This window comes from Pseudomonas sp. LF-5, from assembly GCF_037626295.1.
Taxonomy (GTDB): Bacteria; Pseudomonadota; Gammaproteobacteria; order Pseudomonadales; family Pseudomonadaceae; genus Aquipseudomonas; species Aquipseudomonas monsensis.
This window is the reverse complement of record NZ_JARKMT010000002.1, coordinates 1-13422: the sequence shown is the minus strand read 5'-3', so window position 1 is coordinate 13422 and position 13422 is coordinate 1. Positions and strand designations below refer to the sequence as shown.

At 59.9% G+C, this 13422-nt stretch carries 13 protein-coding genes; 7 read left to right on the top strand and 6 right to left on the bottom strand.

The features are described 5' to 3' along the window. Positions 1–55: 55 nt before the first annotated feature. Genes PseuLF5_RS07140 through PseuLF5_RS07130 form a run of 3 tightly spaced genes read right to left on the bottom strand, consistent with a single transcriptional unit; the run spans position 56 to position 1442 of the window. The gene (locus PseuLF5_RS07140; RefSeq protein ID WP_123464933.1) at positions 56–271 is read right to left on the bottom strand and encodes a DUF1289 domain-containing protein; all 216 of its coding nucleotides are present in this window, start codon (positions 269–271) and stop codon (positions 56–58) included. Further along, positions 268–792: a gamma carbonic anhydrase family protein gene (locus tag PseuLF5_RS07135; RefSeq protein ID WP_186745029.1), complete on the bottom strand. Its 525-nt coding sequence runs from the start codon at positions 790–792 to the stop codon at positions 268–270. The genes PseuLF5_RS07140 and PseuLF5_RS07135 overlap by 4 nt, the downstream gene beginning before the upstream one ends. Before the next feature lie 50 nt (positions 793–842). Continuing rightward, positions 843–1442 carry a CoA pyrophosphatase gene (locus PseuLF5_RS07130; protein WP_123464930.1) on the bottom strand — a complete coding sequence of 200 codons (600 nt, stop codon included), beginning with the start codon at positions 1440–1442 and terminating at the stop codon, positions 843–845. A gap of 147 nt (positions 1443–1589) precedes the next feature. Between PseuLF5_RS07130 and PseuLF5_RS07125 the strand changes: the two genes are divergently transcribed. From PseuLF5_RS07125 to nagE, 7 genes are all read left to right on the top strand, one after another. After that, complete coding sequence (locus PseuLF5_RS07125; protein ID WP_123464928.1) at positions 1590–2141, top strand: NUDIX hydrolase; 552 nt, start codon at positions 1590–1592, stop codon at positions 2139–2141. Positions 2142–2188: 47 nt separating this feature from the next. Next, the gene (locus PseuLF5_RS07120; RefSeq protein ID WP_123464926.1) at positions 2189–2704 is read left to right on the top strand and encodes a L,D-transpeptidase family protein; all 516 of its coding nucleotides are present in this window, start codon (positions 2189–2191) and stop codon (positions 2702–2704) included. Positions 2705–2987: 283 nt separating this feature from the next. After that, a complete protein-coding gene (locus PseuLF5_RS07115) occupies positions 2988–3719 on the top strand; it encodes a GntR family transcriptional regulator (RefSeq protein ID WP_128615566.1) in 732 nt (243 codons plus the stop codon). Between the two features lie 56 nt (positions 3720–3775). Beyond that, entirely contained in the window at positions 3776–4882 is a 1107-nt protein-coding gene (gene nagA / locus PseuLF5_RS07110; protein WP_123464922.1) for an N-acetylglucosamine-6-phosphate deacetylase, read from the top strand. Further along, a complete protein-coding gene (locus PseuLF5_RS07105) occupies positions 4863–5885 on the top strand; it encodes an SIS domain-containing protein (protein ID WP_186745025.1) in 1023 nt (340 codons plus the stop codon). The genes nagA and PseuLF5_RS07105 overlap by 20 nt, the downstream gene beginning before the upstream one ends. Positions 5886–5919: 34 nt before the next feature. Beyond that, positions 5920–8433: a phosphoenolpyruvate--protein phosphotransferase gene (ptsP, locus tag PseuLF5_RS07100; RefSeq protein ID WP_340133286.1), complete on the top strand. Its 2514-nt coding sequence runs from the start codon at positions 5920–5922 to the stop codon at positions 8431–8433. 35 nt (positions 8434–8468) lie between these two features. After that, on the top strand, positions 8469–10184 hold the full coding sequence (gene nagE, locus PseuLF5_RS07095) for an N-acetylglucosamine-specific PTS transporter subunit IIBC (RefSeq protein ID WP_123464916.1): 1716 nt from the start codon (positions 8469–8471) through the stop codon (positions 10182–10184). A gap of 78 nt (positions 10185–10262) precedes the next feature. Here the strand turns inward: nagE and PseuLF5_RS07090 are convergent, their stop codons facing one another. From PseuLF5_RS07090 to PseuLF5_RS07080, 3 genes are all read right to left on the bottom strand, one after another. Beyond that, positions 10263–10715: a hypothetical protein gene (locus tag PseuLF5_RS07090; RefSeq protein ID WP_128615569.1), complete on the bottom strand. Its 453-nt coding sequence runs from the start codon at positions 10713–10715 to the stop codon at positions 10263–10265. Then, the gene (locus PseuLF5_RS07085; RefSeq protein WP_177413067.1) at positions 10699–11337 is read right to left on the bottom strand and encodes a DUF6036 family nucleotidyltransferase; all 639 of its coding nucleotides are present in this window, start codon (positions 11335–11337) and stop codon (positions 10699–10701) included. The genes PseuLF5_RS07090 and PseuLF5_RS07085 overlap by 17 nt, the downstream gene beginning before the upstream one ends. A 260-nt stretch (positions 11338–11597) precedes the next feature. Then, positions 11598–11957 carry a DUF6124 family protein gene (locus tag PseuLF5_RS07080; RefSeq protein WP_340133285.1) on the bottom strand — a complete coding sequence of 120 codons (360 nt, stop codon included), beginning with the start codon at positions 11955–11957 and terminating at the stop codon, positions 11598–11600. Between the last annotated feature and the right edge of the window lie 1465 nt (positions 11958–13422).

Here is a 13422-nt window from a genome sequence, read left to right as displayed (position 1 = left end):
CCACAGTGGAATGCATTTCAAATGTGGGAGCGAGCTTGCTCGCGAAGGCGGCCGGTCAGGCGCCTGATTTTCCAGGAATCATCCAGATCAAGCCACTCGCCTTCGCCCGCTCATGACACAACCCCAGCACCACGCGGCGCTCGTCATTGGTCATGCGCCCCCAGCGAGTGATCTCCGCGACCGTACGCTGGCAGCCAGTACAAATGTCGTCCTCATCCAGCGCACAAATATTCACGCATGGCGAAGCGACGGGTCTTTCGGGTGTGTTCATTCTTCTTGCTCAACCAGATCACGCGCGTAACGCTGTGCATTGTGCACATAGTGTGCGGCGCTGGCTTCGAGCATCTTCTTCTGCGGCTCGGTCAGCTCACGCACCACCTTGCCCGGCGAGCCCATCACCAGCGAACCATCAGGGATTTCCTTGCCTTCGCCGATCAGCGAATTGGCGCCGATGATGCAGTTCTTGCCGATCTTTGCGCCGTTGAGGATCACCGCGTTAATGCCGATCAGGCTGTAATCGCCAACGGTGCAGCCATGCAGCATGGCGTTATGACCGATGGTCACGCCGGTGCCGATGGTCAGCGGAAAGCCCATGTCGGTGTGCATCACCGTGCCGTCCTGAACGTTACTGTTCTTGCCGATCAGGATCAGTTCGTTATCACCGCGCAGCACGGCGTTGAACCAGACGTTGGCGCCCTCTTCCAGTCTGACCTTGCCCACCAGCACGGCATTGGGCGCGACCCAGCTCTGTGGATGGGTGTCGACACGGGCGTCGCCCAGGCGGTATTTCATCGTGTTTTTCCTCAGGGCCGGGCCATTCGAGCGATGGCTTCAGGGGTGTTTCACGTATTCAAAAATGTTTTGGGCGGTTGATGCAGGCTGATCCTGGCGTCATAGAGCAGGTTGATCAACTCGACGATCATGATCGCCGTCAGCCCCCAGATCTTGTACTCGCCAAACCGATAGCTCGGCACGTACCAGCTGCGCCCCTGGTAGTCGATGCGATGGGTGTGCTCGCGGGGGTCTTTGCGGAAGAACTCGAGGGGGACAGTGAAAACGGCAGCAATCTCGGCGTCGTTGGCCAGGTACTCGACATAGTCGGGAATTACGCCGACATAGGGCGTGACCTTGATGCCATGCAAGGAGATCAGCGGGCTCAGGGGACCAATGACTTCGACCAGTCCGGGGGGCAGGCCGATTTCTTCTTCGGCTTCACGCAGGGCGGTAAAGATCAGGTCCGGGTCCTCCGGATCGCGGCGTCCACCGGGGAAGGCGACTTCGCCGCCATGGGTCGACAGCCCGCTGGCCCGCAGGGTCAGGACCAGTTCCGGCTCGTCACTGCGGGTGATCGGCACCAGCACGGCGGCCTCGGGGAAACGTTTATCGGTCTCCAGCGTGCGCGGTGTGTGGTTACTTACCCTATGCAGTAGCTCATCCAGCATGAGTGTTCTCGATCTGTGCCTTACCCTGCATCATGCACCAATCAATGCGCGTGCCCAAGCCCCCGAATCTCGCCATGTCGCGAAACGACAACTTGCCGACCGGCCTCGCTGCACGCCAAGATAGGCGCAGCATTCAGGAACCCGAGTATGAAATTTTGCAGCCAGTGCGGTAACCCGGTCACCCAGCGCATTCCCGAAGGCGATTCGCGGCTGCGATTTGTCTGTGACAGCTGTCAGACCATTCACTACCAGAACCCCAATATCGTCGCCGGGTGCGTACCGACCTGGGGCACGAAAGTGCTGCTCTGCCGCCGTGCCATCGAGCCGCGCCTCGGCTACTGGACGTTGCCGGCGGGTTTCATGGAAAACGGCGAGACCATCGAGCAGGCCGCCATCCGCGAAACCGCCGAGGAAGCCTGCGCCCGGGTACGCAACTTGAGTATCTACACCCTGATCGACGTGCCACACATCAGCCAGGTGCATGTGTTCTTTCGCGCCGAACTGGTGGATATGGACTTCGCCGCCGGCCCCGAGAGCCTCGAAGTGCAACTATTCGACGAAGCCGACATTCCCTGGGACGAGCTGGCTTTCCGCACGGTGGGGCGTACCTTAGAATGCTTCTTCGCTGATCGGCGCGCCGAAACCTACCCGGTTCGTTCCGAATCGATACCGCCGTTGACTCAGCCTGCGATCACCTGAGCTTCTATTAATAAAATATCTGCGTCACTCCCTGGGGAATTGTTTCAATGCGCTGGTTGTTTGCTCTGTTTTGCCTGTCGTTCGTCTCAGTCTCCCAAGCGTCTTTCGTGACCACCGTGACGCCGTCGAATAGCCCGATGATCGAAAAAATCCTGGTGCTCAAATCGGCGCATCAACTGCAACTGATTGCCGACGGCAAGCCGATCAAGACCTATCGCATTTCCCTGGGCAAGGGCGCGAAGAAGGGTCCGAAGCTGATTGAAGGCGACAAACGCACCCCGGAAGGTTTCTATTGGATCGACTGGCGCAAGGTCAGCGAAAAATTCAACCTGGCGATGCACATCTCCTACCCCAACATCAGCGATTCGGCGCGCGCCCGGCGTGAAGGTGTCGAGCCTGGCGGGATGATCATGATCCACGGCACCCCGGATTCGGAAGAAACCCCCGAAGACCTGTTCCACACCCTGGACTGGACCGACGGCTGCATCGCCATGCGCAACATGGACATGCGCGAAGTCTGGGGCCTGGTGCCGGACGGTACGATGATCGAGATTCGCCCGTAACCAGCGACCGCTGGTCACCCACAAAAAAATAAATCAAAAGATCGCAGCCTGCGGCAGCGCGTACAGGGTTGATACCACTTCCCACTGTAGGCGCTGCCGCAGACTGCGATCTTTTGCTTTTTGCACGCCACCTCTAATACCACTTCAAGACAACCCAGCCATAACCCGCCATTTCATTGGGCCACAGGTCAATTCCGTGCGTTGACATGGTATTCAAGTGGTATTAATTTCCGCCCCACAAGCGAGCCACAACAATCCAATACTCGCACCGGAAATGACCTGCATGAATGACCTCCAGGCCCTACGCCCGAATGACTCCCAGCCGACGCCGCTGTACCTGCAGCTGGCGCGCAATCTGGAAGCAGCGATCCATGCCGGGCAGTGGAAGGCCGAACAGGCGATGCCGTCAGAGCGCAACCTCAGCGAGCAGCTCGGTATCTCCCGGGTCACCGCCCGCAAGGCGCTGGAAGTGCTGCTCGATCAAGGTCTGATCCGCCGCCTGCAAGGTTCCGGCACCTTCATCACGCCGCGCCTCGAACAGCCGCTGTCGCGCCTTTCGGGCTTCAGCGAAATGCTCCGCCTCAAGGGGTTTGTACCCAGCTCGCAGTGGCTGGAGCGCGAAATCACCCTGCCGACCCACGAAGAACTGATCCGCCTGAGCCTGTCGCCGAACGACAAGGTGGCGCGCATGAAACGCCTGCGCAAGGCCGACGACACCGTGATGGCCATCGAAATGAGCACCCTGCCCGCCTCGATCATGCCCAAGCCGCAATTGGTCGGCGATTCGCTCTACGAATACCTCGACGGCATTGGCAAACCGATCGTCCGCGCCCTGCAGCACATCCAGGCGATCAACGCCTCGGACGAGTTCGCCGCCTTGGTCGGCATCGCACCCGGCACCGCCATGTTGTTGATGACCCGGGTCGGCTACCTCGAAGACAACACGCCGATCGAAGTCACCGACACCTATTGCCGCAACGACTACTACGACTTTGTTGCAGAGCTTCGTCGATAAAAAGCTTCGTAGATCAAGAGCTGCGCCGCTGAGAGCGGCCCAAAGCGAGAACCGAAATGTCCGAAGACAACATCCTCACCGCTCACGGCTGGGTTCGCGGCCGGCTGATCCACGAACACGGCAAAGTCGTGTCGATCGAAGGCGTGCCCTGCGATCCGGCCGACAACGACCTGCCCTATCTGCTGCCGGGTTTTATCGACCTGCACGTTCACGGCGGTGGCGGCAAAGACATCATGGAAGGTGCCAGCGCCTTCGAAACCATCACCCGCACCCACGTGCGCTTCGGCACCACTTCGCTGCTGGCCACCACCATGACTGCGCCGAGCGCGGAGATCTCCAGCGTCCTCAAGGATGTCGGAACATTCTGCGAACAACGTCCGAAAGGTGCCGCCCGCGTCCTCGGCGTACACCTCGAAGGCCCGTACATCAATCCGGGAAAACTCGGCGCGCAACCGAATTTCGCCCACACCGCATTGATGGCCGAAGTCGAGGAATACCTGGCGCTGGCGCCAATCCGGGTGATCACCATCGCCCCGGAAATCGCCGGCCACGACGGATTGATTCGTGAACTGAGCAGCCGCGGCATCCGCATGCAGATCGGCCACACCCTCGGCAGCTACGAGGAAGGCGTCGCCGCCCTCGATGCCGGCGCCACCAGTTTCACCCATTTGTATAACGCCATGAGCCCGCTGCATCACCGCGAGCCGGGGATCGTCGGCGCCGCATTGGCCCACGCCAAATTCGCCGAGCTGATCCCGGACTTGCTGCACGTTCACCCCGGCGCGATCCGCGTGGCCTTGCGTTCGATCCCGTGCCTGTACTGCGTCACCGATTCGACCGCTGCCGCCGGCATGCCCGACGGTGAATACAAGCTCGGCAGCCACACCGTGACCAAATGCCTGGGCGGCGTGCGCCTGCCCGACGGCACGCTGGCCGGCAGCACCCTGACCATGGATCAAGCGCTGCGCAACCTGGTGAAGATCGGTTTGCCGATCGCCGAGGCCTCGCAGCGCCTGTCGCAATTTCCCGCCGACTATCTCGGCATCACTGAACGCGGGCGCCTCGAACCAGGCGCCTGGGCCGACTGCGTGCGGCTGGATCGCTCACTCACACTGACCGCCGTCATGGTCGAAGGAGAAGACATTGACTTCAAAAATGCTTGAAGAGGCGCTGTCCTCGTTCGAGGCCGTGCAAGCCCAACTGCAACAGCTCGACCCACAGATGATCGAGATCGCCGGGCGCCTGCGTCGTCAGCCGCCGCAAGTGGCGATGACTGTCGCGCGCGGCAGCTCCGACCACGCGGCGAGCTACTTCGCCTACCTGACCATGCAGCAACTTGGCGTCCCGGTGGCGTCGTTGCCGATGTCGGTGGTGACCATGCAGCAGGCGCCACTGAAGGTCAGCGGTCAGGTCGCGTTCGCCTTTTCCCAGTCGGGGCAGAGCCCGGATCTGGTCAACAGCTTGCGTCTGTTGCGCAAGCGTGGCGCGTTAAGCGTGTCGATGGTCAACGCCGCCGATTCGCCACTGGAAGCGGCCTGTGAATTCAGCGTGCCACTGCTCGCCGGGACTGAAAGCAGCGTCGCCGCGACCAAAAGTTTTATCGCCACCCTCAGCGCCAGCGCTCGTTTGATCGCGCACTGGAAAGAGGACAACGAATTGCTCGAGGCCGGCAACGCCCTGCCTGAAGGCCTGCGCGAAGCGGCGAAACAGGACTGGAGCATGGCCATCGAAGCGCTGCGCGATTGCGAGCGTTTGATGGTCATCGGTCGTGGCGCCGGTTTTGCCATCGCCCAGGAAGCCGCGCTGAAATTCAAGGAAACCTCGGCGATTCAGGCCGAAGCGTTCAGCAGCGCCGAAGTCCGTCACGGTCCGATGGCACTGATCGACGAACACTACCCGCTGCTGGTCTTCGCTCCGCGCGGTGCCGAGCAGGCCGGTCTGATCAGTCTGGCGGCGGAAATGCGCCAGCGCGGCGCCCGTGTATTGCTCGCCGCGCCGGACGACGTCCTCGATCGCGACCTGACCCTGAGCCGCGCCGAACACCCGGCCCTCGATCCGATTCTGGCGATCCAGAGTTTCTACGTGATGGCCGCCGGCCTCGCCGTGGCCCGCGGCATGGACCCGGATCAGCCGCGCCATCTGAGCAAAGTGACCCGCACGCACTAAGTCCGAATGACTGCACACCTGATGAGACCGAGCCATGCACAACAACAATAAAGAGCTGACCCTCAGCGCCCCGCTCAGCGGCCCGGTGCTCACGCTCGCCAAAGTCCCGGACACGGTATTCGCCAGTGGCGCGATGGGTGACGGCATCGCCATCGACCCGTTGAACGACACTCTGTATTCGCCGTGCGCCGGGCTGATCATCCATGTCGCGCGCACCGGTCACGCGTTGACAGTACGCGCCGACAACGGCGCGGAAATCCTTCTGCACCTGGGCCTCGACACCGTTGAACTGAACGGCGAAGGCTTCTCGATGCTGGTCAAGGACGGCACCCGTGTCAGCAAGGGGCAGCCGTTGTTGCGCTACGACCTGGACAAGGTCGGCCAGCAATGCAAAAGCCTGGTCAGTCTGTTGATCCTGACCAACAGTCAAGACTTCGAGGTTCGCCCGATCACCCTCAAAGCGGTGAAGGTCGGCGACCCGTTGCTGCACATCATTGCCCGCAACAGTGCGGCAGCGAATGTTGAGGAACCTGGCGGGACTGAGGTGCATGGGCAGGTGTCGGTGGCGCATCGTGGCGGTTTGCATGCACGCCCGGCCGCGCTGATTCGGCAGACTGCGCAAGGTTTCAAAAGCCACTCGCAGTTGCACTTCGCCGGCAAATCGGCGCCGTGCAACAGCCTGATCGGGCTGATGGGCCTGGCGGTTGGCGAACAGGACGAAGTGCAGGTCAGTTGTCAGGGGCCGGATGCCGAAGCGGCGTTGCAAGCGTTGCTCAGCGCGTTGGCCACAGCGCTGCCGGATGATCATCATGCAGCGGCGCCGGTCAGTGTTGCCACTCTTAAGCGCCCGCCCGAGGCTGGCGTGTTGCACGGTGTATGTGCTGCGCCGGGACTGGTTGGCGGGCCGCTGTTTCGCCTGAACACGATCACTTTGCCGGCGGATGCGGGCAATCATGATTCGCTGCAGCAACAGCAAGCCCTTGAGTCGGCGTTGAATCAGGTTAGCAGCGAAATCCATGCCACCCTCGCGCAAGCGAAAAAACACAAGAATGTCGACGAAGAGGCGATCTTCGCCGCGCATCTGGCGCTGCTCGAAGACCCGGCCCTGCTCGACGCTGCGCAGCATTCCATCGTTCAAGGCGCAGCGGCGACTCACGCCTGGAGCCAGTCGATCGATGCCCAGTGCGAGGTGCTGCAACGCACCGGCAGCGCGCTGCTGGCCGAACGGGCCAATGACCTGCGCGACCTCAAGCAACGCGTGCTGCGCGCGTTGCTCGGCGAAGCCTGGCATTACGAGGTGCCGGCCGGCGCCATCGTCGCTGCGCATGAACTGACGCCGTCGGATCTGCTGCAACTCAGCGCCCAGGGTGTTGCCGGTTTGTGCATGGCCGCAGGCGGCGCGACGTCGCACGTGGCGATTCTGGCTCGCGGCAAAGGTTTGCCATGCATGGTGGCTCTGGGTTCGGCACTGCTTGATCAGCCGCAAGGTCAACCGGTCGTGCTTGATGCCGACGGTGGTCGCCTGGAACTGTCCCCCAACGCTGAACGCTTGGCTGCAGTTCAGCAGGCGCAGATCGACCGCCAACAACGTCGCGACGCGCAACAAGCCAAGGCTAACCTGCCTGCCGAAACCCGGAATGGCGTGCACATCGAAGTCGTCGCCAATGTCGCCTCCAGCGGTGAAGCGGCAGATGCCTTTGCAAACGGAGCCGATGGCGTCGGCCTGCTGCGGACTGAGTTTTTGTTCGTCGATCGTCAGACCGCGCCGGATGTCGAAGAACAGCGTGCGGCCTATCAAGGCGTATTGGATGCGATGGGCGAACACTCGGTGATCATCCGCACCATCGACGTCGGCGGCGACAAGCAACTCGACTACCTGCCGTTGCCAATTGAAGCCAACCCGGTGCTCGGCCTGCGTGGCATTCGTCTGGCTCAGGCGCGCCCGGAAATCCTCGATCAGCAACTGCGCGCACTGCTGCAAGTCAGCCCGCTGCGCCGCTGCCGGATCCTGCTGCCGATGGTCACCGAAGTCGACGAACTGCTGCAAATTCGTCAACGCGTCGATGCGTTGTGCCTGGAACTGAACATCAGCCAGCGCCCGGAAATCGGCGTGATGATCGAAGTCCCCGCCGCCGCGCTGCAAGCCGAACAACTCGCCGAGCACGCCGACTTCCTCTCGATCGGCACCAACGACCTGTCGCAATACACCCTGGCCATGGACCGCGACCATGCCGGCCTCGCCGCCCGGGTCGATGCCTTGCACCCGGCGCTGCTGCGCCTGATCGCCATGACCTGCGCAGGCGCGGCAGTGCACAAGCGCTGGGTCGGCGTGTGCGGCGCCCTCGCCTCCGACCCGCTCGCGACGCCGGTACTGATCGGCCTGGGCGTGACGGAACTGTCGGTCAGCCCGGTGCAGATCGGTGAAATCAAGGACCGCGTGCGCCAGTTGCACGAGGCCGAATGCCAACGCCTCAGCCATGACCTGCTCAAACTGAACAGCGCCGCTGCGGTGCGTCACGCCTGCCACCAGCATTGGCCTCTGCACTAACAACAAGCTCTCTATAAAGAGCAGGGAGAAGCACCATGTATCAACTCTTCATCGAAGGCCTGCAGCGCCTCGGCCGTGCGCTGATGCTGCCGATCGCGATCCTGCCGATTGCCGGCCTGCTGCTGCGTCTGGGTGACACCGACCTGCTGAACATCGCGATCATCCACGACGCCGGGCAAGTGATCTTCGCCAACCTGGCGATGATCTTCGCCATCGGCATCGCCGTCGGTTTCGCCAAGGACAACAACGGCACCGCCGGTCTGGCCGGGGTGATCGGTTATCTGGTGATGATCTCCACGCTCAAGGTGCTCGACGCGAGCATCAACATGGGCATGCTCGCCGGGATCGTCAGCGGCCTGATGGCCGGCGCGCTGTACAACCGCTTCAAGGACATCAAGCTGCCGGAATACCTGGCGTTCTTCGGTGGCCGGCGGTTTGTGCCGATTGTCACTGGCTTCGCCGCCGTCGGTTTGGGCGTGGTGTTCGGCTACATCTGGCCGCCGATCCAGCACGGCATCAATGCCTTCGGTGCGCTGATGATGGAAAGCGGCAGCATCGGCGCGTTCGTGTTTGGCGTGTTCAACCGCCTGCTGATCGTTACTGGCCTGCACCACATCCTCAACAACATGGCGTGGTTCGTGTTCGGCAACTTCACCGATCCAACGACCGGTGCTCTGGTGACGGGTGACCTGTCGCGCTACTTCGCCGGCGACCCGAAGGGCGGCCAGTTCATGACCGGCATGTTCCCGATGATGATCTTCGGCCTGCCCGCCGCGTGTCTGGCGATGTACCGCAACGCCCTGCCGGAGCGGCGCAAGGTCATGGGCGGGATCTTCCTGTCGATGGCGCTGACATCATTCCTGACCGGGGTGACCGAGCCGATCGAATTCGCCTTCATGTTTTTGGCGCCGCTGCTGTATCTGCTGCATGCGCTGCTGACCGGGTTGTCGATGGCGATCACCAATGCGCTGAACATCCATTTGGGTTTTACCTTCTCTGGCGGCTTCATCGACATGGTGCTGGGTTGGGGGCGCTCGACCAATGGCTGGTTGGTGATTCCGGTCGGGCTGGCTTACGCCGTGGTGTATTACGCGGTGTTTGATTTCTGCATTCGTCGCTTCAATTTGAAGACGCCGGGTCGTGAGGATGTGGCGACGGCTGAAAAAGCGGTTTTCGCGGAAAACGAACGCGCCGGGGCTTACATCAAGGCACTCGGTGGTGCAGACAACCTTGTGACTGTCGGCGCCTGCACTACGCGGTTGCGACTGGAAATGGTGGATCGCAACAAGGCGTCCGATGCAGACCTGAAAGCATTGGGTGCGATGGCCGTTGTGCGTCCGGGCAAGGGTGGCAGTTTGCAGGTGGTGGTCGGTCCGCTGGCCGACAGCATTGCTGATGAGATTCGCCTGGCGATGCCGGCGTTGGGGCGTGCGGTTCTTGCTGAACCTGTTGCGGTTGTCGAAGAGCCGAAAGCGGTCGTGGTCGCAGGCACCGAAGCTCAGCAATGGCTGAATGCGCTGGGTGGTGGTGACAACGTGCTGCAACTGGATTGCATTGCCATGAGCCGGATTCGCTTGCTGTTGGCGGATGGCAAGGCGTTGTCCGAGGCGCAGCTGAAAGAGCTGGGTTGTCAGGGTGTCAGCCAGTTGGAGGGTGGGGTTTGGCATTTGCTGGTGGGGGATAAGGCGGCGAGTTTGAGTGGAGCGCTGGAGGCGTTGGTCAATCGCAGCGAGGTCAGTGCCAAGGTCTGAGCCTTTGCATCAGGCTCTACTCGAAATAACTGATACAAAAAACCCGGCGTTGGCCGGGTTTTTTCATGCTGCTCAAGTTCAGGGCATTCTTGCGCGCTGTTCCGCCTCGTAATGCCGAGTCTGGTACGGCATGAGCGCCTGAATCTTCAAACCCAGACTTTCCGTCAAACCCCAAGCAACCGCCAACTCGTCGCGGCGATTGCGTAATAAAACAGCTGGTTGAGAAACGACGTGTTGCTTGGGTGTTTTGGCGTTGAAAAGCTCGAGTGCATGGAGCGTTTCCAACACGCGGCTATCCGATACACATGCGAAACGCGTAAATCGCTCCAGCAGATAAGCCGCTCGCCGCAGCTCGACTTCATCGCTGTGAAACTTGAGAAATGTTGATATCTCACTCTCAAGATCGGATTTTGAATACCAGACCTCTTTGGCTGCATCGACCAGCGCCGTCCCATCCGCTTGATCCAGCGGTCTTCTGACCAACGTATCCAATGCCGAAGAAAGGACATGATCATCAAGAGAGTTCGACATCTGGTTCCTCCAGGTAGTCCTGCAAGATATTGAAGAGCACTGAGGCAGGTTGCTCTTTGTTGCCAACATATACATCAATTGCTTGCAATGCCAGACGCCGGAAATCACTCGTCAGAATGAAACCAGCTCTAAGAAGCGCCTTGATGTCCGCAACGTCGTGATCGGTAGCCCTGCCAAGTTTTGTAATTGCAATATCCACCGGAGCAGCGATGTGAATCTGGAGCGGGGACGTCTCCGGAAACTCAGTCATGGGAATACTTCGCACCCAGTAGTCTTCATGGATCGGGCCAAAACTAGTGTTGTATTGAAGGTCGTAGTTCAGCTCCATCACTCGAGCAGAGCGTTCGTCGATAAAAGGCTCCGGAACTTGAGCAAGAAGCGCTTGAAGGTCGAACCCTGGCGGAAGGCAAGCTTCATAAATCTCCGCATCGACATCCATGGAAATACGATGATTTGTGTAGAGATGTACGGCGCAACCACCAAAGACGATGATTTTGACTGCCCCCGGATCGGCATTTTCCTGCGTCAATTCTGCTTCGACTGATTTGAACATCGAAACCAATGCCTTCCCCAATGCAGTATTCGTGTTGATACGGGGAGTGACTACGGGCAGCAATTCCATTTTTGAACCTCAGAGTCATGTCGATGGCTAAAGCGACGCAACTTGTTGCCCTGCTCGCTGTTTGCCAGAGACAGATCAAGGTATGGATGCGACTTCCGAGGGACAACCTGAAAGAGTGGTAGGAAAATTCCCCGGTTTGATTGCGCTCTGAAGCTCGTCTGACGCCTGTTAATGCCTCATCGCTGGCAAGCCAGCTCCCACAAGGGAGTGCGTTTCAATTGTGGGAGCCAGCCTGCTGGCGATGAACGATGACGCGGACGTCAGGTTTGTGGGTCGACTCGATCCAGCGCTCGGTTTACCGCCAGTTCGGCGAGCATGACGATTTGCTGGATGCCTAATACCGTGCTGCGCTGCGAACCGCTTAGCTCATTGGCGAAGTTGCTGGCGGCGGTGCTTGCCGAGGCTAATGACTCACAGGCGTGGGCGAGCAGGCTTTCGGTGTCGACCTGGGGGCAGACCATGAACATGGTGCTCGGTCGGCAGGGCTTTGCGGGTTCGGGGCACAGGTAGAAGTCGAGGGCGCGTTTGATGGCTTCGCGGTTTCGGGCCTGGTCTTCGGCGCGGAGGGCTTCTTCGAGTGGGGTTTTGGTTTCGGGTGGATCGGGTACGGGCTTAGTCATTGCAATGATCTCTAATCAATGATTGAGCCATCACTGGTCGTTTCTCACGCGACGAAGAGGTGGCAGCTATGTGCGGAGTGAGAAACCGGTAAGAGATCAACCCGGCCGAACCGAAGTCCGCCCGCACACAGCCGCCATAGAACATCACCGGCAGCAAATCAGCTGGCGGCGATTATGGTGCTACTGACGTTTGATTAAAACCTCTTACCGGGTTCTCACACCCGTTCACCGATTTGCGGTGACAACCAAAGACTAGAGACCCGACGTCCGACGGACAACCTGAAAACCTTGTGGGAAGGTTCTGGTTATTCGACACATCATTAAACAGACAAAAACAAACCCTCACCCTAGCCCTCTCCCAGAGGGAGAGGGGACTGACCGAGGTGTTTGGTGGATGTACGCCGACGTGAAATACCGAGTCGAATTCAGATTCTGAAACAGATCAAAAGCCCATCACCCTCCCCTCACCCAGAGGAGAAGGGACTGACCGAGGTGTTTGGTGGATGTACGCCGACGTGAAATACCGAGTCGAATTCAGATTCTGAAACAGATCAAAAGCCCCTCACCCTAGCCCTCTCCCAGAGGGAGAGGGGACTGACCGAGGTGTTTGGTGGATGTACGCCGACGTGAAATACCGAATCGAATTCAGACTCTGAAACAGATCAAAAGCCCCTCACCCTCCCCTCACCCAGAGGAGAAGGGACTGACCGAGGTGTTTGGTGGATGTACGCCGACGTGAAATACCAAGTCGAATTCAGATTCTGAAACAGATCAAAGGCCCCTCACCCTCCCCTCACCCAGAGGAGAAGGGACTGACCGAGGTGTTTGGTGGATGTACGCCGACGTGAAACACCGAGTCGAATTCAGATTCTGAAACAGATCAAAAGCCCCTCACCCTCCCCTCACCCAGAGGAGAGGGGACTGACCGAGGTGTTTGGTGGATGTACGCCGACGTGAAATACCGAGTCGAATTCAGATCCTGAAAAGCCCAAAAATCGACTCCCTCTCCCTCGAGAGAGGGCTGGGCGGGCGGCGTTCCGATGAGGGGCGAATCCACCACAAAACCAACGCCGAACACCCGCTCTTCACCACTCAATAGGCCGAGTGTCAGCTCGCCTGCTCTTGATCTTGATCCACCGGCCCCGTCGGCAGGCTGAGTGGAGGGATTGATCCGGAGGTGGGAGCGCAGCGACCGTTTGGCGCAGCCAAACACATCGAGAGGAGGTGCAGCGAAGCAAACCGGAGGCGATGCGCCCGGATGAGTCCCGGAGCGAAGGAACCCCGAGCCTCAGCGAGTGGGCCGAACGTTGGGGCAAGCGTTTTTGGTTACTTTTTAGGCGTCCGGTACGTGTCAAGGTAACTGTCGCCTTGGTCTTACGGTTGCTAGTCCATTGCGCCCTTAATTTCAGGGCGCTCAGGATTTAAGTAAACGGCATCTGCCAGCTTCCAGTTGCGTGTGCGAGTG

What these genes read in the sequence shown, in the direction of transcription:
- ptsP (WP_340133286.1), top strand. Translation starts at nt 5,920, where the DNA reads ATGCACAACAACAATAAAGAGCTGACCCTCAGCGCCCCGCTCAGCGGC.
- PseuLF5_RS07115 (WP_128615566.1), top strand. Translation starts at nt 2,988, where the DNA reads ATGAATGACCTCCAGGCCCTACGCCCGAATGACTCCCAGCCGACGCCG.
- PseuLF5_RS07130 (WP_123464930.1), bottom strand. Translation starts at nt 1,442, where the DNA reads ATGCTGGATGAGCTACTGCATAGGGTAAGTAACCACACACCGCGCACG.
- PseuLF5_RS07135 (WP_186745029.1), bottom strand. Translation starts at nt 792, where the DNA reads ATGAAATACCGCCTGGGCGACGCCCGTGTCGACACCCATCCACAGAGC.
- PseuLF5_RS07080 (WP_340133285.1), bottom strand. Translation starts at nt 11,957, where the DNA reads ATGACTAAGCCCGTACCCGATCCACCCGAAACCAAAACCCCACTCGAA.
- PseuLF5_RS07085 (WP_177413067.1), bottom strand. Translation starts at nt 11,337, where the DNA reads ATGGAATTGCTGCCCGTAGTCACTCCCCGTATCAACACGAATACTGCA.
- nagE (WP_123464916.1), top strand. Translation starts at nt 8,469, where the DNA reads ATGTATCAACTCTTCATCGAAGGCCTGCAGCGCCTCGGCCGTGCGCTG.
- PseuLF5_RS07090 (WP_128615569.1), bottom strand. Translation starts at nt 10,715, where the DNA reads ATGTCGAACTCTCTTGATGATCATGTCCTTTCTTCGGCATTGGATACG.
- PseuLF5_RS07120 (WP_123464926.1), top strand. Translation starts at nt 2,189, where the DNA reads ATGCGCTGGTTGTTTGCTCTGTTTTGCCTGTCGTTCGTCTCAGTCTCC.
- PseuLF5_RS07140 (WP_123464933.1), bottom strand. Translation starts at nt 271, where the DNA reads ATGAACACACCCGAAAGACCCGTCGCTTCGCCATGCGTGAATATTTGT.
- nagA (WP_123464922.1), top strand. Translation starts at nt 3,776, where the DNA reads ATGTCCGAAGACAACATCCTCACCGCTCACGGCTGGGTTCGCGGCCGG.
- PseuLF5_RS07125 (WP_123464928.1), top strand. Translation starts at nt 1,590, where the DNA reads ATGAAATTTTGCAGCCAGTGCGGTAACCCGGTCACCCAGCGCATTCCC.